Raw genomic sequence first — 22,001 nt, forward strand, 5'->3', positions numbered from 1 at the left:
CCACGGGCCTCCCGTCCGTCATGTGGTGCGGTTCAGCGCGCGGTGCGCGTGCCGATCCGCGGCAGGACGAAGCCGAGCACGATCATCGCGACGGCCAGGAAGGCGTGCAGCACGTTGTCCGCGCTGTTCAGCGGCACGAAGTTCGCGCCACCGGCCATGCCCGCGGTGAAGAGCCCGTAGACGAAGAGCACCGCGTAGACGATGCCGCCGGCGACGAGGTACAGGCGTGCGGAGGCTGCACGGCGGGCGGCGAGCAGCCCGACGATGCCGAAGAGCAGGTGCACGATGTTGTGCAGGACGGACACCTGGAACAGGCCCAGGAGCAGGGCCATGGAGCCGTGGCCGGCCATGGACATCGAGCCCATGTCCATGGTGAGTCCGGGGATGAACCCGGCGATGCCGACGATCAGGAAGACGACACCGAAGACGAACGCGCCCCGCTGGGTCCACGTCGAACCGGAGGCGGTGCGTGCGGTTGCTGCGCTGCTGGTCATGATCAGCCCTCTTTTCTGTACGCGCCGCAGTGTGCGGCACACATGACATTCGGAGCGCTTCCCCGGTCGGTTTGCAGGTCAGTGCTCGGCGGTCACGGCGGCGGTCTCGACGGTGGTCACCGCGGTGGTCAATCCGCGCACCAGCAACGCCCTCGATCGGGCGGTCGCGGTGCCGTCCGGATCGCTCCACGCGGCGCGGGCGAGCCCGTCCACCAGGGTGATCACGGCGTCGGCGACGACGGGCACCGGCTCGGACGGCGTCGCCCGGTGCCGTGCGGTCCAGCGCTCGATCCCGGCGACCACACCGTCGCGCCAGAGCCGTCGTTCGGCGTCGAGCAGGTCCCCGTCGCCGTCCGGGGCGAGGGCCGTCGCGCTGAGGGCCTCGAGTACCCGGAACCGCTCGGGTTCGCGCCGCACCAGGTCGAGGTAGGCCGAGATCCCCGCCTCGAGCGCGGCGGCGAGGTCGTCGTGCTCGTCGGCGGCCGCGAGCACCGGCGGCAGGACCGCACGCGCCTGCCGTTCGAGCAGCGCGACGACCAGGTTGCGCCGGGCCCCGAAGGCGTAGTGCACGACACCGTGGGCGACGCCGGCTCGGGCGGCGACGGCCCGGGTGGTGAGGCCGCGCAGGCCGTCGTCCCGCACGACCAGGGCCGCGGCGTCGAGCAGTTCCGCACGGCGGTCCTGTCGGCTGCGGTACCCGCGCGACTGCTGGTCCTCGGTCATCACAGGAAGCGTACGGGGCGCGTGCAGGACCGGCCGTGAAGATGAAGTCGGCCACGTGGCCAAATCATCGAGCACCCGAGGAGTCAGCATGGAGACCGTCGTCCGAGCAGCAGGACCCGCCGAGCTCGAGGCGGCCGCGGCCGTCCTCGCCGAGGCCTTCGCCGCCGATCCGGTCCTCGCCGAGTTCCGGCCGCCGCGATCCGGTGAGGACCGCTCCGCCGTGCTGACCGGGCTGTTCGCCGCGCTCATCCGGTCGGTGCCGATGCCCGCGCGGCGGGTGGACGTCGCCACGATCGGTGACCGCGTGGTCGGCGCCGCCTTCTGGCAGGCACCCGGTCGGCAGCCCGGTGGCGTCCGCGCCTTCGTGCGGCAGGTGCCGGCGTTCCTCCGGACCCTGGGGATCGGCGGAGCGCTCCGCGCGGTGGCCCACCTGCGCCGCATGGAGCGCGCCCGACCGATCACCCCGCACTGGTACCTCGCCGAGATCGGGGTGTCGGCGTCAGCACGTGGTCGGGGCATCGGCGGACTGCTGCTCGGCCACGCACTCGAGCGCGCTGACCGGACCGCGGACGGCGCGTACCTGGAGTCCTCCACCCCGGTGAACCGCCGGCTGTACCGACGGCACGGGTTCGCGGACGGCGCGCCGATCGCGGGGTTCCGCGCGGCGACCCCGATCAGCATGTGGCGTCCGGCGGCCGGCTGACCCGACGCCGGGGGACACCGACCCTGTACCGGCGTGCACGAGCCCTGCCTACCGTCCACGGCACACCACGACGAGAGGAAACACCATGGCAAGTGGAGTCGCAGCAGTCTGGGTCCCGGTCAGCGACATGGAGCGCGCCGTCGCGTTCTACCGCGACACGCTCGGTCTCACCGTCAAGGACCAGTCCGACGACTGGAGCGAGATCGACGCCGGTGGCCTGATGATCGGCCTGAACGGGCGCGAGTCCGCCAGCCAGGCGAGCGACGGCGGCGCCGTCGTGTCGTTCCAGCCGGACGGCAGCATCGAGGACGAGGTCGCCGCGCTCAAGGAGCGCGGCGCGGACATCCAGGGCGAGATCAGCGAGCACCCGTGGGGCAAGATCATCCCCTTCAAGGACAGCGAGGGCAACGACCTGCAGCTCTACTCGCCGCCGCAGGGCTGACCCGGCCGGGTGCAGGACGCACCCACGGACGGACGGGAGGCCCGTGGCGACGCCGCCACGGGCCTCCCGTCCGTTCTGCGGCCGGCTACGCGGACCCGCGCCAGACGACCTCCGTCGGCAACAGCAGACCGCGCGGGCCGTCGTCGGTGCCCCCGATCTGCTCGAGGACCTGGTGCGCCGCCTGCTCGCCGAGCAGGCGCGCCGGCTGCCGCACCGTCGACAGCTGCGGGTCGCACCGCAGTGCCCAGGCGCTGTCGTCGAACCCGACCACGCCGACGTCGCCCGGCACGCTCCGGCCGCTGCGCTGCAGGACGTCCATCGCACCGGCGGCGACCGCGTCCGACGCGGCGAACACCCCGTCGATGTCCGGGGCTCGCTCGAGCAGCTCGCGCATGCCCTCGGCGCCGGCGGTGTAGCTGAACAGGGGGTTCCTGGCGACGAGGTCGGGGTCGAAGCGCTCGCCGAGTGCCGCGGTGAACCCCGCCAGGCGGTCCTGCCCGGAGTCGCGGTCGAGCCCCGACGCCAGCATCCCGATCCGGCGTCGACCGGTGTCGACCAGCCGTCGGGTGATCTGCTCGGCGGCGGCGCGGTTGTCGATGCCGATGTACGAGATGTTCGCGGCGTCGGACGGGTGCCCGACGAAGCACGCGGGCATGCCGATCTCCTCGATCGCGCCGGTGATCGGGTCGCCGTCGCGGGCGGACAGCACGATGGCGCCGTCGACGAACCCACCGCGCAGGTACTCGACCACGCGCTCGCTGTCGCGGGCGGAGTCGACCATGATCGTGACGAGCTGCTGGTCGGCATCGGACAGCACGGCGTTCGTGCCGATCAGGATGTTGCCGATGTTGGGGTCGTCGAGCACCACGACCGAGGGTTCGTGGACGATGAGCGCGATCGCCCCGGAACGCCGGGTGACCAGGCTGCGGGCGGCGGCGCTGCGCACGTAGCCGACGCGTCGGACGGCGTCCTGCACGGCCTCGCGCGCCTTCGGGGACACGTACGGCTCGTCGTTGAGCACCCGTGAGACGGTGCCGCGCGACATCCCCGCTTCGTCGGCGACGTCCTGGATCGTGGCGCGCTGACGAGCGGATCGGACCTCGGACATGGGGCAACCATATCCGCCACTGAGGAGCCCTCGGAACGCCTCGCAGTTGACAGGGTGCAGCCGCTGGTGTTCGCTCTGGGAGCGCTCCCAGAAACATCCGGCCCCGATCGGCCGGCGCGCACTGGGAGCGCTCCCAGAACACTGGGTGGCCTTCGCCGTCGAAGGGGTCGCACGCGACCGAGGCGGCCGGGGTCGCCCCGATCAGCGAGGATCCCCGTGACGACCACCACCCTGCCGACGACCGCCACCGGCGCGCTCGGCCTCGGCTCGACGGGCCTCGCGTTCGGGTGCGACTACAACCCCGAGCAGTGGGACCCCGAGGTGTGGGTCGAGGACGTCCGGCTCATGCGCGAGGCCGGCGTGAACCTCGTCGCGATCAACGTCTTCGGCTGGTCGCACGTCGAACCGCGGCAGGGCGAGTACGACTTCGCCGCGCTCGACACCGTCATCGAGCTGCTGCACGGCGCGGGCATCGGGGTCGACCTGGGCACCGGCACCGCCTCGACACCGCCGTGGCTCACCACCCGGTACCCCGAGGTCCTGCCCGTCGTCGCCGACGGCACCACCCGCTGGCCCGGTGGCCGCCAGGCGTTCTGCCCGAGCTCGCCGATCTACCGGGAGCACGCCCTCGCCCTGGTCCGCGCCACCGCCGAGCGCTACGGCGACCACCCCGCCGTGCGGCTCTGGCACGTGTCGAACGAGCTCGGCTGCCACAACGCGCACTGCTACTGCGACGTCTCCGCCCAGGCCTTCCGCGGTTGGCTGCAGGCCCGGTACGGCACGGTCGACGCACTCAACGCCGCGTGGGGCACCTCGTTCTGGAGCCAGCGCTACTCGGCGTGGGAGCAGGTGCTGCCGCCCCGCGCGACGCTGTCGTTCACGAACCCGGCGCAGACCATCGACTTCGACCGGTTCTCGTCCGACGAACTCCTCGGCCACCACCGTGCCGAGGCCGCCGTCCTGCGCGAGCTGAGCGACAAGCCCGTCACGACGAACTTCATGGTCGCCGCGCACATCACGGCGCTCGACTACTGGTCGTGGGCCGGCGACATGGACGTCATCGCGAACGACCACTACCTGGACCACCGCCTGCCCCGGCCGCACGTCGAGCTCGCCTTCGCCGCCGACACCACGCGTGGCCTGGCCGGCGGCGCCCCCTGGCTGCTCATGGAGCACTCGACGGGTGCCGTCAACTGGCAGCCGCACAACGTCGCGAAGGCCCCGGGGGAGATGCTCCGGAACACCGCGGCGCACATCGCCCGCGGTGCCGACGGGGTCTGCTTCTTCCAATGGCGCGCGTCCGTGCAGGGCAGCGAGAAGTTCCACTCCGCGCTGCTGCCGCACGCCGGAACCGAGTCGGGGACGTGGCACGACGTGGTCGCGCTCGGTGCCCTGGTCGAGCGGCTCGGTGAGCTGCGCGGCTCCCGTGTGGTCGCCGACGTCGCGCTCGTGTTCAGCTGGGAGAACCAGTGGGCGGCCGACCTGGAGGCCCACCCCAGCACCGCGCTCCGCTACCTGGAGCAGGTCCACGCCTTCCACGCCGCGCTCTGGGACCTCGGCGTGACCGTCGACGTCGTCGCCCCCGGGGCACCGCTCGACGGGTACGCGCTCGTCGTCGTCCCCGAGCTGTACCTGGTCCGCGACGAGCACGCTGCCGTCATCGCCGACCACGTCGCCGGCGGCGGGCACGCGATCGTCAGCTGCTTCAGCGGCATCGTCGACGAGCGCGACCGGGTCCGCACCGGCGGCTACCCCGGCGCCTTCCGCGACCTGCTCGGCGTGCGGGTGGACGAGTTCCTCCCGCTCGCCGCCGACGCCACGATCGCACTGTCCGACGGCACGACCGGCAGCGTCTGGTCGGAGCCGGTCGAGCTGCGCGGTGCGACGAGCGTCGTCGACTACGCCGAGGGCTCGCTCGCCGGCCGCCCTGCCGTCACCCGCAACGAGCACGGCGCCGGGACCGCCTGGTACACGTCCACGGTGCTCGACGCCGGTGCGCTGGGCGGGTTCGTCCACCGCGTCCTCGACGAGGCCGGGGTGCGCGCCGACCCCGCCGTCCGCCCCGGACTCGAGGTCGTGCGTCGCCGGGACGACACCCACGAGTGGGTCTTCCTGCTGAACCACTCCGACCGCACCGTCGAGCACCACGAGGCCGGCCACGAGCTCGTCGCCGACCGCCCCGTCACCGGCACCACCGCCATCGCCCCCGGCGGGACCCAGATCATCCGCACCGACAGGAACCGCTCATGACCACCACCGCACAGTCGCCCAGCGCGACCCGACGACGCCGGGGCGGCGGGTTCCGCTACCGCCGCGCGATCGCGATCTTCGTCCTGCCGTTCGCCGTCCTGTTCACGGCGTTCTACCTGGTCCCCATCCTCTACGCCGTGTGGGAGTCGCTGCAGAAGATCGAGCGGCAGGGCACGTTCGGCGCCCCGACGCAGGTCTTCGGCGGCCTGAGCCAGTACGCCCTGGTGTTCCAGGACGGCGAGTTCTGGAGCTCCGTGCTCCGCGTGCTGCTGTTCGGTGTCGTGCAGGTGCCGGTGATGCTCGGGCTCGCGCTCCTGTTCGCCCTGCTGCTCGACTCCCCGCTGCTGCGCGGCAAGCGGTTCTTCCGCCTGGCGTTCTTCGCGCCGTACGCGGTGCCCGGCGTCATCGCCGCGATCATGTGGGGCTACCTCTACGCCCCCGACCTGTCGCCGTTCTCCGCGGTGACCTCGCGGGTCGACCTGCTCGGCGGCAGCACCGTGCTGTGGGCCGTGGCCAACGTCGTGACCTGGGTCTACGTCGGCTACAACATGCTCATCATCTACTCGTCGCTCCTCGCGATCCCCGCCGAGGTGTACGAGGCGGCGAAGCTCGACGGTGCGTCCCAGCTCCGGATCGCCCTGTCGATCAAGATCCCGCTCGTGGTGCCGGCCATCGTCCTCACCGCGGTGTTCTCCGTCATCGGCACCCTGCAGCTGCTGACCGAGCCGACCGTGTTCCGCCAGTTCACCTCGACCATCTCGTCGACGTTCACGCCGAACATGCTCGTCTACTCGACGTCCTCGGTGCCGAACTTCAACCTCGCCGCGGCGTTCTCGGTCGTCCTCGCCGTCGCCACGTTCGTCCTGTCGATCGGGTTCCTCCGACTGACCCAGCGGAAGGCCGCCGAATGACCGTCAACGCCCCGTCCCAAGGTGACCTCGTCCGCGACGTCGGCCGACCGCTCGAACCGAACCGGGCCTCCCGTCCGCACCAGCGCGGAGCGCGCGGTCCCCGTGAGAGCGTCATCTCGCGCAGCGCCGCGATGATCGTGATGGGGGTCTTCACCCTCTACTTCCTGCTGCCGATCTTCTGGCTGCTGGTCTCGTCCACCAAGACCGCTGCGAACTTCAACTCGACGTTCTCGCTGTGGTTCAGCGCCACCTCGGTGCAGGACTTCTTCGGCAACCTCGTCGAGCTGTTCACGCGGCAGGACGGCATCTACCTGCGCTGGCTGCTGAACAGCATCGCCTACGCCGGGGTGGCCGGCCTGCTCGGCACCGTGCTCTCCGCGATGTGCGGGTACGCCCTGGCCAAGTACCGGTTCCGCGGCCGCGAGGTCCTGTTCAACGTGTTCCTCGGCGGCGTGCTCGTGCCGGCGACCGCCCTGGCCCTGCCGCTGTTCCTCATCTTCAGCCAGGTCGACCTGACCGACACGTTCTGGTCGGTGTTCCTGCCGAGCATCGTCAGCCCGTTCGGCGTCTACCTGTCGCGGTTGTTCGCGGCGTCGAGCGTGCCGGACGAGATCATCGAGGCGGCCCGCATCGACGGTTCCGGCGAGGTCCGCACGTTCTTCACCGTGGCCGTCCGGCTCATGTCGCCCGCGCTCGTGACGATCTTCCTGTTCCAGTTCGTCGCCGTGTGGAACAACTTCTTCCTGCCGCTCGTGATGCTCCGCGACTCGTCGCTGTTCCCCGTCACCCTCGGCCTCTACACGTGGAACTCGAGCGTGAACCAGTACCCGGACCTGCGCACCCTCGTGCTCATCGGGTCGTTCGTCTCGATCATCCCGCTGCTCATCGCCTTCCTGAGCCTGCAGCGCTTCTGGCGCTCCGGCCTCGGCTCCGGCGGCCTGAAGTAGCCCCTCGACCCGCACCCCTTCCCGCACCAGCTCTCCCCACACCACATCCGAACGGAAACAGCATGAAGACAACGAAGTTCCTCAGCGTCGCCGCGATCGCCGTGGCCGCCACCGTGGCCCTCGCCGGCTGCAGCACCGGTGGCAGCAGCAGCGGCGGTGGATCCGACACCGCGGCCGCGAGCTGCAAGCCCTCGGACGGCAAGGTCACCCTCGACTTCACGACCTGGGTGCCGAACATGGACAAGGTCGTCGCGATCTGGAACAAGGCCAACCCGGACATCCAGGTCAAGGTCTCGATCGTCGCGAACGGCAACAGCGGCACCTACCAGAACTTCTTCAACCAGCTGAAGGCCAAGCAGGCGCCGGACATCGGCCAGGTCGAGTACGACACCCTGCCGGCGTTCCGCGTGCAGGGCGGCCTCGAGGACATCGGCGCGTGCGCCGGCATCAGCGACGCGAAGAAGGACTTCTCCGACGGCCTGTGGAACCAGGTCACCTTCGGCGAAGGGAAGTCGGTCTACGCCGTGCCGCAGGACTCCGGTCCGATGGCGCTGTACTACCGCAAGGACCTGTTCGAGAAGGCCGGCCTCGACGCCCCGAAGACGTGGGAGGAGTACGCCGAGGACGCCGTCAAGATCAAGAAGCTCGGCGGCAACATCACCAACTTCGCCAAGGGTGACGTCAACCAGTTCGCCGGGCTCGTCTCGCAGGCCGGTGGCCAGTGGTTCGAGAACTCGGGCCAGGACTGGAAGGTCAACCTGGACGACGCCGCGTCGAAGAAGGTCGCCGACTACTGGCAGGACCTGATCGACAAGAAGCTCGTCAACACCCTGCCGAGCTTCACCGACCAGTGGAACAACGCCTACGACAGCGGCAAGGACTGGACCTGGGTCTCCGCGGTCTGGGGTGCGAACACCATCTCCAGCGGTGCGCCGTCGACCTCGGGCAAGTGGGCCGTCGCCCCGATGCCGCAGTGGAAGTCCGGCGAGACCAAGTCGGCCGCCTGGGGCGGTTCGTCGAACGTCGTCTTCGCGGGCAGCAAGCACCCGGCCGAGGCGTCGAAGTTCCTGGTCTGGCTGAACACCTCGACCGAGGCGCTCTCCGCACTGAACAAGGAGGCCAACCTGTACCCGGCCTCGACCACCGGCGCCGACCTGCCGGCCCTGACCGAGGGGCTCGACTTCTACGGCGGCCAGAAGATCTACGAGGAGTTCGCCACCGCGGCGAAGGACATCCAGCCCTTCACCTGGGGTCCGACGATGACGCAGACCTACTCGGACGTGTCCGACGGCTTCGGGCAGGCGGCGTCCGGCTCGGGCACCCTGAGTGAGGCGCTCGAGTCCGGGCAGTCCAAGACCATCGCGGCGCTCAAGGCGCAGTCGATCCCGGTCAAGGGCTGACGGACGGCGGCTGACGTCGCGCGGTCCACGCGTTGACGACGGACAGGAGGCCCGTGGCGGGATCGCCACGGGCCTCCTGTCCGTCTCGGGTCGTGTTCCGGACCGCGCCGCGCGCTCGCAGCGCGCTCGTCTTGCTCGTCGCTACGCGACCGCGATCTCGTTGGGCACGCCCGGCAGCTCGTCGCTCGAGGCGATGACCTTCCCGGTGGTCAGGTCGACGGCGTGGACCTTCCGCTCAGCGGGGTCGGTGACGTAGGCGACGTCACCCTCGACCTTCAGGGCCGGGTGGGCGTCCTGCCACTCGGTCGGGCCCTCCCACGCGTCGATCACCGGGTACGACTCCAGCTGCTCGCCGGTCGTCTCGTCGAAGGTGTGCAGGGCACCGTCGTCGCCGAGCACGACGGCCTCGTCGCCGGGGCCACGGGCCAGGTCGCGGAACGTGAAGCCGACGCCGTCGGGCATGTCCGCGACCGTGTACTCGCCCGAGGCCGCGTCGATCAGGGCGATCTGGTCGAGCAGGTACCCCTCGCTGTCGGGGTCGTCGTTGTAGTCGCCGACGGCGACGGACGAGTCCTCGGCGGTGAACAGGTTGCCGGTGCGGCCGTACTCGGTCGGGGCGTCGATCTTCTCGAACGCGCCGTCCTGGTAGACCAGGGCGCCATCGGTGCAGCCGAACACCGCGACCTCACCCTTGACCGCACCCTCGCCGTGCACGTCGGGGCACTCCTCGGACCGGGTGATCTCCGTGCCGTCGGCGTCCAGGGCGCGCACGCCGGAGCGGCTCTCCTCGGTGCCGATCGTCGTCAGGAGCGTGCCGTCCTCGAGCTCGATCGCGACGCCGTGGTGGGCGGCCTCGGACTTCGTCGTCTCGACCTCGGGCAGGTCGGCGCCGTCGAGCTCGGTGTGGTCGAACGTCGTCACGTCCCCGGTGCCGTCGGCGAACAGGGCGGTGCGGTCGCCGTGGACGACCGCGTGGCCACCGGTGTCGGCGGGGAAGACCGCCTCGGTCAGGGCCGGCTCGGCCTGGGTGTCGAGGACCCGGAAGCCCTCGGGCACGGTGACGAGCACGTGGCGTCCGTCACCGGCCGGGTTGACCCGGGTGAAGCCGTCGATCGCGTCGTCGGCCACCACCTGCAGGTCCTGGTCGAGGACGAGCAGGCCGCCGTCGTAGGTCAGGGTGATGCGGGTCCCGTCGGCCTTCGGGGTCGCAGTGGTGTCGGACCCGGCGTCGGTGTTCGTGGCGCACCCGGTCAGGGCCAGGGCGGCCGCGCCGAGCAGGGCGGCGGGCCACGCGGCCCGGAGCGTCTTCGTGTTCGTCATGTCGCTCACTGTATTGATTCTCATTCTCAATTACCAGTCGACAGGCCGTCGACGAGGGCCTCGGTGTTCGAGCGCATCATGCCGAGGTAGGTGGAGGCGTCGCCGTCCTCCGTGAGGGACTCCGTCGCCAGCGGTCGGATCTCGACGTGCAGGTCGACCTCTTCCGCGAGTACCTCGGCCAGTCGCGCGGGCTGCGAGGCGTCGGCGAAGATCGTCCGGACCCCCGCCTCGTCGATGGCGTCGGCCAGGTCACGCAGGTCGGCGGCGCTCGGGGAGGCCAGCGTGGTCCCGCTCGGGATCACCGCCCCGACGACCCGGAACCCGTAGTGGTCGGCCAGGTACCCGAACACGTGGTGGTTCGTGACGAGCGCCCGGCGTTCCTCGGGCACGGTCCGGAACGCGGTCGTCATCGTGTCGTCCAGGTCGCGCAGCTCGTCCAGGTAGGCGTCGGTGCCGGTCGGCTCGATGCCGGCGTCGCGCAGGTCCTGGTCGAGGGCCTCGACTACGTCGACCATCCGGGCGGGGTCGGTCCAGAAGTGCGGGTCGGGGCCGCTGTCGTCCTCGGTGGTCCACTCCAGCGGGTCGAACGCGTCCCCGGCGGTGGAGACCAGCACGCCGTCCTCGGCCGCCGCCGCGACGTGACGGGCGACCCCTTCTTCGAGTCCGAGCCCGTTCTCGACCACCAGGTCGGCGCTCCGCAGTCGTGCGGCTTCCTGCGCGGAGACCTCGAACGAGTGGGGGTCGGCACCCGGGGGCATGAGGACCATGACGTCGGCCTGGTCCCCGACGACTTCGCTGACGACGTCGCCGAGGATGTTCGTCGTCACCGCGACGAGGGGCCGGTCCGAGTCGGCGGTGGCGCACCCCGTGGCGACGAGGGCGACGGCCGCGGCGACGAGGCCCGCGGTCAGGGCCCTGGTGCCCGTCACAGTCCGACCTCGGCGAAGGCGACGGGGGCGACGGGGAGCTCGATCGTGCGGGCGACCCGGGCGCCGTCGGCGAAGTCGATCTCGTGCACGGTGCCGTCCGAATGGTCGGCCACGTAGGCACGCTGGGCGTCGAGCTGCAGCATCGGCGCGGGGCCGTCTGCGCCGATGTCGATGAGCGCCTTCGTCGTGGCCACCTTCCCCGTCGAGGCGGTCACGACGACCACCCGGCCGGTGTCGTCGACGCCGACGACGTGCTCGTCCTCGTCGTCCACCGCGACCACGGCGCGCAGGGGTCGTTCGGTCGGTACGAGCCGCCAGGAGCCCTCGCGCACGTCGAGCAACCAGAACCCGGTGGTGCCGGCCAGTCCGGCGACGGTGGGCCGGCCGGCGCGTGCGGCGAAGGCGGTCGGACGCTCGGCGCCGTCGGGCAGGTCGACGAACGAGGGCTCGCCGGCTTCGTCCACCACGACCGCTCCGTCGGCGCAGCCCACGACGGCACCGGCGCGGGTGACGATCCCGCCGGCGGCGTCGGTGCAGGTCTGTGCGGTGCCGGCGGGGTCGGTCGCCTCGCCGTCCGCGTCGAGCACGCGGACCGTGTCGCCGTCGGCCGCAACGAGCTGCTCGCCCATCGGCAGCAGGACGCTCGCGTCGATCCGTGCGGTCTCGTCGACCTCGCCCTGACCCAGCGCCTCGCGGTCGAGCACGACGGCCTCGGCGCGGTCCGGCCAGGTGATCGTCGTCATGGTCTCGGACGAGTGCACCTCGACCCGGCCACTGCCGTCGATCGTGCCCACCACCCGCGGCTCGGCGGCGTAGTAGTGGGTGTGGTCGCCGTGGTCGACGGTCCAGGACCCGCCGTCGACGATCGTCGTGCGGTCGGCGTCGCTCGTCACGAGGAACCGGCCGTCGGTCGCCGAGTGCTCCGGTGCGTCCACGTCGTCGAGTTCGGTGGTCTCCTCGGTGAGCAGGTCGTGCAGCGCGGTCGCGCCGGTCGCCGACACGGCCAGGAGGCGCACCTGGGGTTCCTGGGACTCGCTCGCGCCCGCCACGTAACCGTGGGGACGGGCGGTGCCGGTCGAGCCGTCGGCCGACGGGGTGCCCGTGGAACAGGCGGTGACGGTGAGGGCCAGGCCGGTGGCGAGGCCGATGGTGGACAGGAGGCGCGCGGGGGCGCGGCTGGTGGTCGAGTGCTTCATGCTCCCTCTCGAGATGGTGCGGCGGATCGTGGTGCTGCCGGCGCTGCTGCGCGCGCCGGTGTGGGGATCGGGGTGCGCCGCAGGACGACGGCGGCCAGGGCGCGTGAGACCACGACGCTGGCGACGGCGACCGCGGCGATGCTCGCGCCGGCGGCGGTGCCGGCGTGCCAGGACACGAGCAGTCCGACGAGCACGGCGGTGGCACCGATGCCGGCACCGAGGAGCATCGTCGAGGCCACGTGCCGGGTCCAGGCGCGGGCGGCGGCCGCCGGCGCGAGCAGCAGGCCCACGACGAGCAGGGTGCCGACGGCCCGGTACGAGGCGACCACCGCCAGGGTGACGAGCCCGATGAGCACGACCTCGGCCAGTCGTGGGTGCAGGCCGAGCGTCGTGGCCTTGCGGGTGTCGAACGCCAGTGCGGTGAAGGGCCGGTGGAACGCCACGGCGACGGCCAGGGCCACGGCTGCGGCGATCGCGAGGCCGCCGACGTCGGCCCGGGTGACGGCGAGGACGTCGCCGAACAGGATCGCGGTGACGTCGGTGGCGAACGACCGCGAGGACGACACGATGATCACGCCGAGTGCGAGCATCCCGACGAAGAGCAGGCCGATCGAGGTGTCGTACGACAGTCGTGCACGACGACGCAGTGCCCCGACGCCGAGCACCATCACGCCCGCGCTCACCGCGGCACCGAGCACCGGCGGGATCCCGGTCAGGGTGGCGATCGCGACGCCGGGCAGCATGCCGTGCGAGAGCGCCTCGCCCAGGAAGGCCATGCCCCGGACCAGCACCCAGGTGCCGACCACGGCGCAGAGGACCGCCGCCAGGGAGCCGCCGACCAGGGCGCGCAGCATGAAGTCGACGGAGAACGGATCGGTCAGCCAGGTCACGGTCCGAGACGCTACATGAAAACGAGTATCGATACTGATAGCGTGCTCAGGTGCCTGCGACCGAGCCGACCGACCCCGCCGAGCCCCGATCTCCCGTCCACCTGGACCGGGTGACGGCCGTCCTCGGCGACCGGACCGTCCTCGACATGCTCGACGTGACGTTCCCCGCCGGGGTCGTCACCGCGCTCACCGGACCGAACGGATCCGGCAAGTCGACGCTGCTCGACGTGGTCGCGGACGTCGTGCGACCGACCGCCGGGCGGGTGACGGGCCTCCCGTCCGACGGCGTCGCCTACGTGACCCAGTCCGTACCGCCGACCACGCTCCCGCTCACCGTCCGCGCGGCCGTCACGATGGGGCGGTGGCGGCACCGCGCGTGGTGGCGGCCGCTCGGACGCGCCGACCGGGCTGTCGTCGACGCGCAGCTCGAACGGATGGCGATCACGGACCTGGCCGACCGGCCGATCGAGGAGCTCTCGGGTGGGCAGCGGCAGCGCACGCTCGTCGCGCTCGGGCTGGCCCAGCGGGCCGGGGTGCTGCTGGTCGACGAACCGACCGCCGGCGTGGATGCCGAGTCGGCGGCGCTCGTGGTGGCGGCGCTCGCCGACGAGGCTGCGGCCGGCGTCGTGGTCGTGCACGCGGCCCACGACCCGGCGGCGATCGCCGCAGCCGACCGCATCGTCACCCTGACCTGACCCTGCTTCCGTCGTGCCGATTCCGCAAAACACCGGTGTTCACCCGTTGAACCGCGGTTTGCGCGTGTTCAGAGCACGAACACCGGTGTTCCGCGGGCCCCGGACCGGCGGTCAGGGGCAGGCGACGGCCACCGGGCCGGTCGGCGTCGGGTCGGCCGCGACCGGCTCGACCGCCGGCACGGCGCTCGACTTCCGCAGCCCCATCGCGACGAGCACCACGGCACCGACGATCGCGACCCCGCCCGCCAGCCAGAAGTCGGCAGCCAGACCGAACGACGACACCGCGGCCCCACCGAGCACCGAACCGGCGGCGATCGCGAGCTGGATCGTCGTGACGAACAGCGCGAGCCCGGTCTCGGACCCGGCCGGCGACGCCGTCGACATCCACGTCTGCATCCCGAGCGGCAGCGCACCCCACACCAGGCCCCACACGACGAGCAGCACGAAGACCCCCACGACGGAGTGGGCGAGCAACGGCAGCAGCACGACGGCCGCCGCGAGCACGAACTTCGACGCCCCGATGGTGCCGAGGACACTGCGGTCGAGCGTGAAGCCGGCGGCGAAGTTCCCGACGATGCCCGCGACGCCGAACACCAGCAGCGCGATCGTCACGGTGTCCGGGCCGACGCCGACGAGCTGCTGCAGGTACGGCGCGATGTAGGTGTACGCGGCGAACTGGGCCGCGAAGACGAACGCCGCGGCGATGAGCCCGACCCGGGCACGGGGCACGCGGAGCAGCGACCCGAGCGTGGTGAACCGCACCCGCTGCTGCGCGGGGATCCTCGGCAGCATCGCCAGCTGCAGGACGAGCGCGACGAGACCGAGCGCCCCACCGATCACGAAGCCGAGGCGCCAGCTGGCGAGCGACGACACCAGGGCGCCGAGCGGCAGGCTCACGACGGTCGCGACGGAGACGCCGGCCGTGATGAGCGAGGTCGCGCGGATCGTCAGCTCCGGCCGGACGAGTCGCCCGGCGATCCCGGCACCGATGGCCCAGAAGCCCCCGATGCCGACCCCGAGCAGCATCCGTGCGATGAGCAGCACCCAGAACGAGGGCGCGATCGCGGCGAGGCCGTCGGCGACGACGAGCAGCACGGTCAGGGACACGAGCACCACCCGGCGGTCGAGTCGCGAGGTCAGGACGGTGACGACCGGTGCCGCGACGGCGCCGACGAGTCCGGTGGCGACGACCATCAGGCCGGCGGTGCCGATGCCGACGTCCAGGTCGTCGGCGATGGCGGGGAGCAGTCCGATGGGCAGGAACTCGGACAGGACGAGCACGAACGACCCGAGTGCGACGGACGTGACGCTGAGCCACCCGCGGCGCGCTGCTGACGATGTCATGGGGGCGTCAAGCGGGTTCCGGCGGCCGCCATTCCCGTGTGACGGCGAGCGGGTCAGGCGTCGAGCGCGCGCCGCGCGGCCGCGACGACCTCGGCGTCGGTGACGAAGTGCGCCGAGCCGTCGTCCCCGGCGCCCATCGGCACCCCGGCGTGCGTGCTGTCCGCGGCCGGACGCTTGGCCGACAGGTGCACGGCGGCGGCACCGGTGGCGAGCAGTGCGCGGACGTCGGCGGGGGTGACCCCGGCGCCGGCCATCACCTGCACGGGCCCGGCGGCCTCGACCATGCGGGCGATCGTCTCGGCGCCGGCGACCGCGGTGGGGGCGGCGCCCGAGGTCAGGACGCGGGTGAACCCGAGCGCCGCGAGCGACCCGGCGGCGGCGACGGGGTCGGTCGCGTGGTCGATCGCGCGGTGCAGGGTGACCTCGGCGGTGGCGCTGACCGACCGGGCGGCGTCCACGAAGCGGCGGAGGGCGTCCTCGTCCAGGGTCCGGTCGGGGCGCAGGGCACCGACCACGACACCGGCGGCCCCGGAGCGCAGGACCGTGCGGACCTCGCGCACCATGAGCTCGACCTCGTCGGGGGAGTGCACGAACCCGCCCGGGCGGCAGCGGACCAGCGCGTGCGCCGGGATCCCGGTCTCGTGGGTCGTCTCGACCAGGGCCTGGGACGGGGTGAGCCCGCCGAGCTCGAGCCCGACGCAGAGTTCGACGCGGTCGGCGCCGCCGTCCCGCGCGGTGATCGCACCAGCCGGAGAGGTGACGGCGATCTCGAGTGCGGCGGTGGTGCTCATGCAGGGGCTCCGAGCGGTTCGTTGGAGGCGGGGACGATGCGGGCGCGGAGGTCCGGTGCCGTCGGGAACACTCGATCGTAGGGGAACATCGGGCGCTCGATCCTGTGGTGCCCGAGGCGCAGCAGGTCCTGGTCGACACCACCCGGGGTGAGCGCGAGCATCCAGTCGGCGGACATGTCGAACAGCTCCGGTTCGAGGTACCCGATCTTCACGATGACGACGTCCGCCTGCCGCGGCGCCAGGTCGAGGTCGGTGAAGTCGTGCTCGTGGTGGTACGGCTTCCGCAGCTTCGTCAGGATCGCGAAGACGCTGCCGACCTGCAGCACGACCTCGGTCTCGGCGTCCCGGTCGCCGTGCTTGATCGCGTGCACCCGGCCGGTCATCGTGATCGGGCCGGCATGCACCTGGTCCACCGACGCACCGGCGGTCACGGTGATCGTCGCACCGACGCCGGCGTCCACCGCCGCGGCGACCGCGGCCGGTCCGGGCACGCTCGCGTAGATGACGGTCGGGCCGGACGGGTCCTGGAACTCCGGGCGGGCGAGCACCTGCGTCAGGCCCCAGGTCATGTCCCCGGAACCGCCCGCCGTGGGGTTGTCGCCCGAGTCCGAGACGAAGTACGGCTTCGCGGCGCCCGGGGCGAGCGCGGCGTCGAGGCACTCCTCGAACGTGCCGGTGGGGGCGACGAACACGAAGTCCTCGCGGACGTCCCAGAACGCCGCCGCGAGCCGTTCGGCACCGGCGGCGACGGCGGCCTCGTCCCACCCGGTGACGACGGTGACGGCCTGGTCGCGGGGCTGGTCGGCCCAGGCGTACCCGACCCAGATCGCGGCGTCGAGCACGCCCTCGGTCTGCTCGACGAGCGGGACCTGCGCGTACAGGGACTTCGCCGGCTCGAGGCGGGTCGAGGTCTGCTCGCCGGGCAGCAGGACGGGGATCGGGATCCAGGCCTTCAGGGGTCGCTGCGCACCGACCGGGCGTTCGGTGAGCACGTCGACGAGGTTCCGGACGGCACGCTCCTTGGTCTCGAGGGTGTCCTCGTGCGGGGCCATCCGGTAGCAGGTGACGAGGTCGACCTGGTGGGCGAGCTCGCGCGTGACGTTGCCGTGCAGGTCCATCGACGCGGAGACGATGACGTCGGGGCCGACGACCGCGCGGATGCGACCGAGCAGGTCCGTCTCCGCGTCGTCGAGCCCCTCGACCACCATCGCGCCGTGGATGTCGTACCAGAGCCCGTCGACCGGACCCATCGCACGCAGCCGCTCGACGATCTCGTCGGCCAGGGCTTCGTACGACGCCCGGTCGACGATCCCGCCGGGCAGCGCGTGCCCGATGAGCGCCCCGCGGAAGTCCGCCCGGTCGGCCATGGTCGCCAGGAACGGGTAGCGGGCGACGGCTTCGTCGCCGCGGTCCGGGTGGAACGCGGGGGCGTGGGTCCGGGTCGGCGTGAACGTCGAGGTCTCGATGGCGAGCCCGGCGATGGCGATGACCGGGCGACGGGCACCAGCGGTGCTGGCTGCGGCGGCGGGGACGGCGGGGGTGACGGGACCGGTCTCAGACACGGACGCTCCTGTTCCTGGTGGTGGACTGGGGGATGGGCGCGGAGAGCTCCTCGAGCGAGGCGGCGAGACCCCGCTGCAGGGCGAACTGGCCGGCGCCGACGAGCCCGGCATCGGCACCGAGCGACACCGGCTCGATGGCCAGGTGCTGGGTCATCAACGGGTGGCAGCTCTCGTAGAGCTGGCTCCGCACGGCGGCGATGAACGGGTCGAGGGTCGACAGGATGCCGCCCAGGTACACGGCGTCCGGGTTGAAGAAGTTCACGTTGGCGGCGAGCACCTCGCCCAGGTACTTGCCCGCCATCCGCACGGCACGGGTGGCCTCGGGGTGCGCGTCCGAGGCGAGCCGGACGACGTCGGCGGTCGAGGCGACGTCGACCCCGGCGTTCGACAGGATCCGGACCAGGGCGGCACCGGACGCCACCGTCTCCAGGCATCCGGTGTTGCCGCACGAGCACGGGGTGTCCCCGGCGGCGTCGATCCGCACGTGCGTGATGTCCCCGGCCGCACCGGTCGACCCCCGGTAGAGCCGACCGTCGATGACGATGCCCGCGCCGATCGCCGACCCGGCCTTGATCGTGATGGTCTGGCGTCGAGCGGGATCCTGGACGGTCTGCTCACCCGCCGCCATGCAGTTCGCGTCGTTGTCGACGATCGCCGGCAGGCCGAACCGGTCGCTCAGCCACGCGGCCACGGGGAACCCGTTCCACCCCGGCATCCGGCTCGGCAGGTCCACGACCCCGGCGACGACGTCGACGGGCCCGGGCAGGCTGAGCCCGACGCCCCGCAGCCCCTCGCGACCACGGTCGTCGGCGAGCCGCTCGAGCAGCGCGGCCAGGCGCTGGAGCCCGGCGGTCGGACCGTCGGAGAGCGCGAACGGGACGTTCGCGACCGACTCGAGCGCGCCTCCAGGCAGGACCACGCCGATGCGCGCGTGCCCGCCACCGACGTCCGCGGCGACCGCGTACTCGTCGACGCCGCCGATGCGGAGCACCTTGCGGGGGCGACCGCCGGTCGAGACGTCCGTACCTTCCTCGGCGAGGATCCCGTGCTCCAGGAGCTGGCCGACGACGTGCGAGACGGTCGACGGGGCGGCTCCGAGCACCTTCGCGATCTCGGTCCGGCTGGCGGCCTGCCCCGAGGCGACGAGCTCGAGGACGCGGGCGCTGAGATCGGCCACGACTTTCTCCAATCCGGGCGGAACGGGAACGGAACACCGGTCGGTGGTCCGTTCTGCCGCGAGCCTACGGGGCGGATCGAGCGGTCCACCCTTTCGTCCGTTCCGCAGTAACGCAGTTTTTACATCGAGATGTTTGTTTTTCCAATCGCTTTGGTCCTTGACTGTCCTCGTGCCGCTCGGCACCCGTGCTCCACCTCCCCGAAGTCCCTCGCACAAGGAGACACCGCATGTCCAAGCCCCGTCGCTGGGCGCTCCTCACCGGAGCTGCGATCGCCGTGAGCGCGCTGCTCGCCGGCTGTTCCGGAGGCGGCAACGCCTCGCAGGGATCGACCGACGAGATCGACTACGCGCTCCCCGCCAACTTCACGCCGAACTGGATCCTGCCGATCGGCACCGCCGCGCACCTCAACACGAACAACGGCTCCATCGCCCAGTCGCTGTACGAGCCGCTCGTCGCCTACGACGGCTCCACCGGCAAGATCGCGTGGAACAAGGCCGGCTCCGTCGCCACCGACGCGAAGTTCGCCGACGACGGCAAGAGCGTCACCATGACGCTCGGCGACCGCCACTGGTCGGACGGCGAGGCGATCACGAGCCGCGACGTCGGGTTCTGGTTCAACCTGATCAAGGCGAACAAGGACCAGTGGGGCTCGTACTCTAAGGGCAAGGCACCGGACAACTGGACGTCGTTCAAGGCCGTCGACGACACGCACTTCACCATCACGTTCGACAAGGCCTACAACTCGGACTGGATGCTCGCCAACCAGCTGAGCCACATCATCCCGCTGCCCCAGCACGCCTGGGACAAGACCAGCGCGACCGCGAAGGTGACCGACGCCGACGAGACCACCGCCGGCGCGAAGCAGGTGTGGAAGTACCTCAACACCGCCGCCGGCAAGATCTCCGACTACGCCACCGACGACCTGTGGAAGACCATCTCCGGCCCCTACGGCGTCAAGACCTTCACCACGGCCGGCAAGGTCACGCTGACGGCCAACAAGAAGTACGACGGTGGTGAGAAGCCGTCGATCACGACGGTGAACCTGCTGCCCTTCACCACGGCCGACGCCGAGGTGAACGCCGTCCGCTCGGGTGAGGTCGACTACGGGTACATCAACGCCACCGACATGGACCAGAAGGCGTCCTTCACCGGGAAGGGCTACTCCGTGGAGCCCTGGACCGGCTGGGCCATCACGTACATGCCGTACAACTTCAACAACCCGACGATGGGCGCCGTCTTCAAGCAGCTGTACGCCCGTCAGGCCGTCCAGATGTCGATCGACCAGACGTCGCTGTCGAAGGTGGTCTTCAACGGCACCGCCACCTCGACCTACGGTCCGATCCCGCAGGCACAGGAGTCCGACTACGTCTCCGACGTGCAGAAGTCGAACCCGTACCCGTTCAGCACCTCGAAGGCCAAGGACCTGCTGACCAGCCACGGCTGGGAGGAGCAGGGCGGCACGATGGTCTGCACCGACCCGGGCACGTCCGCCAGCCAGTGCGGCGAGGGTGTCAAGGAGGGCACGAAGTTCTCGATGCAGGTGCTGTCGCAGTCCGGTTCGACCGTGACCGACAACATGATGAGCGCGATCCAGTCCTCGCTCGCGAAGACCGGCATCGACTTCACCATCAAGACCGCACCGGTGTCGAGCGTGCTGTCGCAGACCCCGACCTGCACCTCGGACGAGGCCAGCTGCGACTGGGACCTGTCGTTCTTCGGCACCGCGGGCAGCTGGTACTTCCCGGCCTACCCGACCGGTGAGTCGCTGTTCCAGACCGGCGGTTCGGCGAACTTCGGCAGCTACTCGAACAAGGAGGTCGACTCCCTGATCGACGCGACCACCACCTCGACCGACGCCACCGCCGTGCAGGACTACAGCGCCGCGGTCGCGAAGGACCTGCCGGTGATCTGGCTGCCGAGCCCGGACTACCAGATCTCGGTCGTCAAGAAGGGCCTGTCCGGCTTCGACCAGGACTCGCTCGCCAACTTCCACCCGGCCCAGTGGAAGTGGACCAAGTAGGAAACCGACCCTGGAGGCGCGGTGCGCGACCGACGCGCACCGCGCCTCCTCCCCGGCTCACGTCTCCAATCCGACCATCGGAAGCCGCATGACCACAGCTCTCTACCTCACCAGGCGCGTCCTGCAGGCCCTCGCGGTGATCCTCATCGTCACCGTCGTGGTGTTCTGCCTGCTGCACGCGCTGCCCGGCGGCCCCGCCCGCGGCGTGCTCGGCGTCTCCGCGACCCCCACGCAGATCGCCCAGTTCAACCAGGCGCAGGGGCTCGACCAGCCGCTGCCCGTGCAGTACCTGCGGTTCCTCGGTCGTCTGCTGACCGGCGACCTCGGCACCTCGTACACGCTCAACGAGCCGGTCTCGCAGCTCATCGCCGAGCGCCTGCCGAAGACCCTCGTGCTCACCGGCATCTCCGCGGTGCTCGGACTCGTCGTCGCGATCCCGGTCGGGATGCTCCAGGCGGCCCGCCGCAACGGTGCGGTCGACTACGCCGCCACCGCCCTAGCCTTCGTCTTCTACTCGACGCCCGCGTTCTTCCTGGGCCTCGTCCTGATCATCGTCTTCAGCCAGCAGCTGCCGTGGCTGCCGTCCCAGGCGCCGAGCGGCACCACCCTCGCCGAGGTGTTCCAGGACCCCGCCGGACTCGTGCTGCCCGTGGTGACCGGAGCCCTCGCGATTATCGCGGTGTTCAGTCGGTACATGCGCGCCTCGACGCTCGAGAACCTGCAGGAGGACTACGTCCGCACCGCCCGTGCCGGCGGCGCCTCGACCGCGACGATCCTGCGGCGGCACGTGTTCCGGAACTCGCTGACCCCCGTCGTCGCGATGCTCGGGTACTACCTGCCGGTGCTGTTCGGCGGCGCGCTGGTGACCGAGCAGCTGTTCAACTACCCCGGCATGGGGCTGCTCTTCTGGAACGCCGCGCAGTCCTCCGACTACCCGACGCTGCTCGGCTGCGTGCTCGTCATCTCCATCGCGACCGTCATCGGCACCCTGCTCGCCGACGTCGCACAGTCCTTGATCGACCCGCGAGTGAAGGCGAGCCGCGCATGACCGACACGTCCGTCATCGACACTGCGTCCACCCATGACGTGAAGGCGAGC

The 22,001-nt window shown here is 71.3% G+C and carries 20 protein-coding genes; 9 read left to right on the forward strand and 11 right to left on the reverse strand.

The window, feature by feature from the left end; translation table 11 throughout:
- Positions 1 to 32: 32 nt before the first annotated feature.
- Together DEJ09_RS09605 and DEJ09_RS09610 are read right to left on the reverse strand one after the other, a co-directional pair.
- Positions 33 to 494, reverse strand: a complete 462-nt coding sequence (locus DEJ09_RS09605) for a DUF4383 domain-containing protein (RefSeq protein WP_111088312.1) — start codon at positions 492 to 494, stop codon at positions 33 to 35.
- A gap of 78 nt (positions 495 to 572) precedes the next feature.
- A complete protein-coding gene (locus DEJ09_RS09610) occupies positions 573 to 1,217 on the reverse strand; it encodes a TetR family transcriptional regulator (RefSeq protein WP_181433322.1) in 645 nt (214 codons plus the stop codon).
- A gap of 88 nt (positions 1,218 to 1,305) precedes the next feature.
- Between DEJ09_RS09610 and DEJ09_RS09615 the strand changes: the two genes are divergently transcribed.
- The gene (locus tag DEJ09_RS09615; protein WP_111088315.1) at positions 1,306 to 1,920 is read left to right on the forward strand and encodes a GNAT family N-acetyltransferase; all 615 of its coding nucleotides are present in this window, start codon (positions 1,306 to 1,308) and stop codon (positions 1,918 to 1,920) included.
- An 85-nt stretch (positions 1,921 to 2,005) separates the two neighbouring features.
- Entirely contained in the window at positions 2,006 to 2,362 is a 357-nt protein-coding gene (locus tag DEJ09_RS09620; RefSeq protein ID WP_027467232.1) for a VOC family protein, read from the forward strand.
- An 85-nt stretch (positions 2,363 to 2,447) separates the two neighbouring features.
- On the opposite strand, the gene DEJ09_RS09625 is transcribed toward DEJ09_RS09620, so the two are convergent.
- On the reverse strand, positions 2,448 to 3,470 hold the full coding sequence (locus DEJ09_RS09625) for a LacI family DNA-binding transcriptional regulator (protein WP_071245173.1): 1,023 nt from the start codon (positions 3,468 to 3,470) through the stop codon (positions 2,448 to 2,450).
- 216 nt (positions 3,471 to 3,686) lie between these two features.
- Between DEJ09_RS09625 and DEJ09_RS09630 the strand changes: the two genes are divergently transcribed.
- The 4 genes from DEJ09_RS09630 (at position 3,687) to DEJ09_RS09645 (ending at position 8,978) form a co-directional block, all read left to right on the forward strand.
- Complete coding sequence (locus tag DEJ09_RS09630) at positions 3,687 to 5,720, forward strand: beta-galactosidase (protein WP_111088317.1); 2,034 nt, start codon at positions 3,687 to 3,689, stop codon at positions 5,718 to 5,720.
- Positions 5,717 to 6,631 (forward strand): carbohydrate ABC transporter permease, encoded by a 915-nt coding sequence (locus DEJ09_RS09635; protein ID WP_027467229.1) that lies wholly within the window; start codon positions 5,717 to 5,719, stop codon positions 6,629 to 6,631. The genes DEJ09_RS09630 and DEJ09_RS09635 overlap by 4 nt, the downstream gene beginning before the upstream one ends.
- Complete coding sequence (locus DEJ09_RS09640) at positions 6,628 to 7,578, forward strand: carbohydrate ABC transporter permease (protein WP_228516621.1); 951 nt, start codon at positions 6,628 to 6,630, stop codon at positions 7,576 to 7,578. The genes DEJ09_RS09635 and DEJ09_RS09640 overlap by 4 nt, the downstream gene beginning before the upstream one ends.
- A 62-nt stretch (positions 7,579 to 7,640) precedes the next feature.
- Positions 7,641 to 8,978: an ABC transporter substrate-binding protein gene (locus DEJ09_RS09645; RefSeq protein WP_111054776.1), complete on the forward strand. Its 1,338-nt coding sequence runs from the start codon at positions 7,641 to 7,643 to the stop codon at positions 8,976 to 8,978.
- A 141-nt stretch (positions 8,979 to 9,119) separates the two neighbouring features.
- On the opposite strand, the gene DEJ09_RS09650 is transcribed toward DEJ09_RS09645, so the two are convergent.
- The 4 genes from DEJ09_RS09650 to aztB are packed head-to-tail and all read right to left on the reverse strand — an operon-like array spanning position 9,120 to position 13,313.
- On the reverse strand, positions 9,120 to 10,298 hold the full coding sequence (locus DEJ09_RS09650) for a hypothetical protein (protein WP_111088417.1): 1,179 nt from the start codon (positions 10,296 to 10,298) through the stop codon (positions 9,120 to 9,122).
- Between the two features lie 26 nt (positions 10,299 to 10,324).
- Positions 10,325 to 11,227 (reverse strand): metal ABC transporter substrate-binding protein, encoded by a 903-nt coding sequence (locus DEJ09_RS09655; RefSeq protein ID WP_258373853.1) that lies wholly within the window; start codon positions 11,225 to 11,227, stop codon positions 10,325 to 10,327.
- Complete coding sequence (locus tag DEJ09_RS09660) at positions 11,224 to 12,423, reverse strand: YncE family protein (protein WP_111088319.1); 1,200 nt, start codon at positions 12,421 to 12,423, stop codon at positions 11,224 to 11,226. Before DEJ09_RS09660 ends, DEJ09_RS09655 begins: the two co-directional genes overlap by 4 nt.
- Entirely contained in the window at positions 12,420 to 13,313 is an 894-nt protein-coding gene (gene aztB, locus DEJ09_RS09665; RefSeq protein WP_111088321.1) for a zinc ABC transporter permease AztB, read from the reverse strand. Before aztB ends, DEJ09_RS09660 begins: the two co-directional genes overlap by 4 nt.
- Before the next feature lie 50 nt (positions 13,314 to 13,363).
- Here aztB and aztA point away from each other — a divergent pair, with 50 nt between their 5' ends.
- On the forward strand, positions 13,364 to 14,008 hold the full coding sequence (gene aztA, locus DEJ09_RS09670) for a zinc ABC transporter ATP-binding protein AztA (protein WP_258373854.1): 645 nt from the start codon (positions 13,364 to 13,366) through the stop codon (positions 14,006 to 14,008).
- A 111-nt stretch (positions 14,009 to 14,119) separates the two neighbouring features.
- On the opposite strand, the gene DEJ09_RS09675 is transcribed toward aztA, so the two are convergent.
- From DEJ09_RS09675 to DEJ09_RS09690, 4 genes are read right to left on the reverse strand one after another with little or no spacing between them, the layout of a single operon-like run.
- On the reverse strand, positions 14,120 to 15,352 hold the full coding sequence (locus DEJ09_RS09675; RefSeq protein WP_111088323.1) for an MFS transporter: 1,233 nt from the start codon (positions 15,350 to 15,352) through the stop codon (positions 14,120 to 14,122).
- 53 nt (positions 15,353 to 15,405) lie between these two features.
- The gene (locus DEJ09_RS09680) at positions 15,406 to 16,143 is read right to left on the reverse strand and encodes a copper homeostasis protein CutC (protein ID WP_071245156.1); all 738 of its coding nucleotides are present in this window, start codon (positions 16,141 to 16,143) and stop codon (positions 15,406 to 15,408) included.
- On the reverse strand, positions 16,140 to 17,705 hold the full coding sequence (locus DEJ09_RS09685) for a M81 family metallopeptidase (protein WP_220034924.1): 1,566 nt from the start codon (positions 17,703 to 17,705) through the stop codon (positions 16,140 to 16,142). The genes DEJ09_RS09680 and DEJ09_RS09685 overlap by 4 nt, the downstream gene beginning before the upstream one ends.
- Complete coding sequence (locus tag DEJ09_RS09690; protein ID WP_083404204.1) at positions 17,698 to 18,882, reverse strand: ROK family protein; 1,185 nt, start codon at positions 18,880 to 18,882, stop codon at positions 17,698 to 17,700. Before DEJ09_RS09690 ends, DEJ09_RS09685 begins: the two co-directional genes overlap by 8 nt.
- Before the next feature lie 227 nt (positions 18,883 to 19,109).
- Here DEJ09_RS09690 and DEJ09_RS09695 point away from each other — a divergent pair, with 227 nt between their 5' ends.
- The gene (locus DEJ09_RS09695) at positions 19,110 to 20,903 is read left to right on the forward strand and encodes a peptide ABC transporter substrate-binding protein (protein ID WP_111088325.1); all 1,794 of its coding nucleotides are present in this window, start codon (positions 19,110 to 19,112) and stop codon (positions 20,901 to 20,903) included.
- A gap of 88 nt (positions 20,904 to 20,991) precedes the next feature.
- Positions 20,992 to 21,951 carry an ABC transporter permease gene (locus DEJ09_RS09700; protein ID WP_111088327.1) on the forward strand — a complete coding sequence of 320 codons (960 nt, stop codon included), beginning with the start codon at positions 20,992 to 20,994 and terminating at the stop codon, positions 21,949 to 21,951.
- Positions 21,952 to 22,001: the final 50 nt, after the last annotated feature.

Origin of the sequence: Curtobacterium sp. MCLR17_055 (assembly GCF_003234305.1) — a bacterium.
GTDB classification, from domain to species: domain Bacteria; phylum Actinomycetota; class Actinomycetes; order Actinomycetales; family Microbacteriaceae; genus Curtobacterium; species Curtobacterium flaccumfaciens.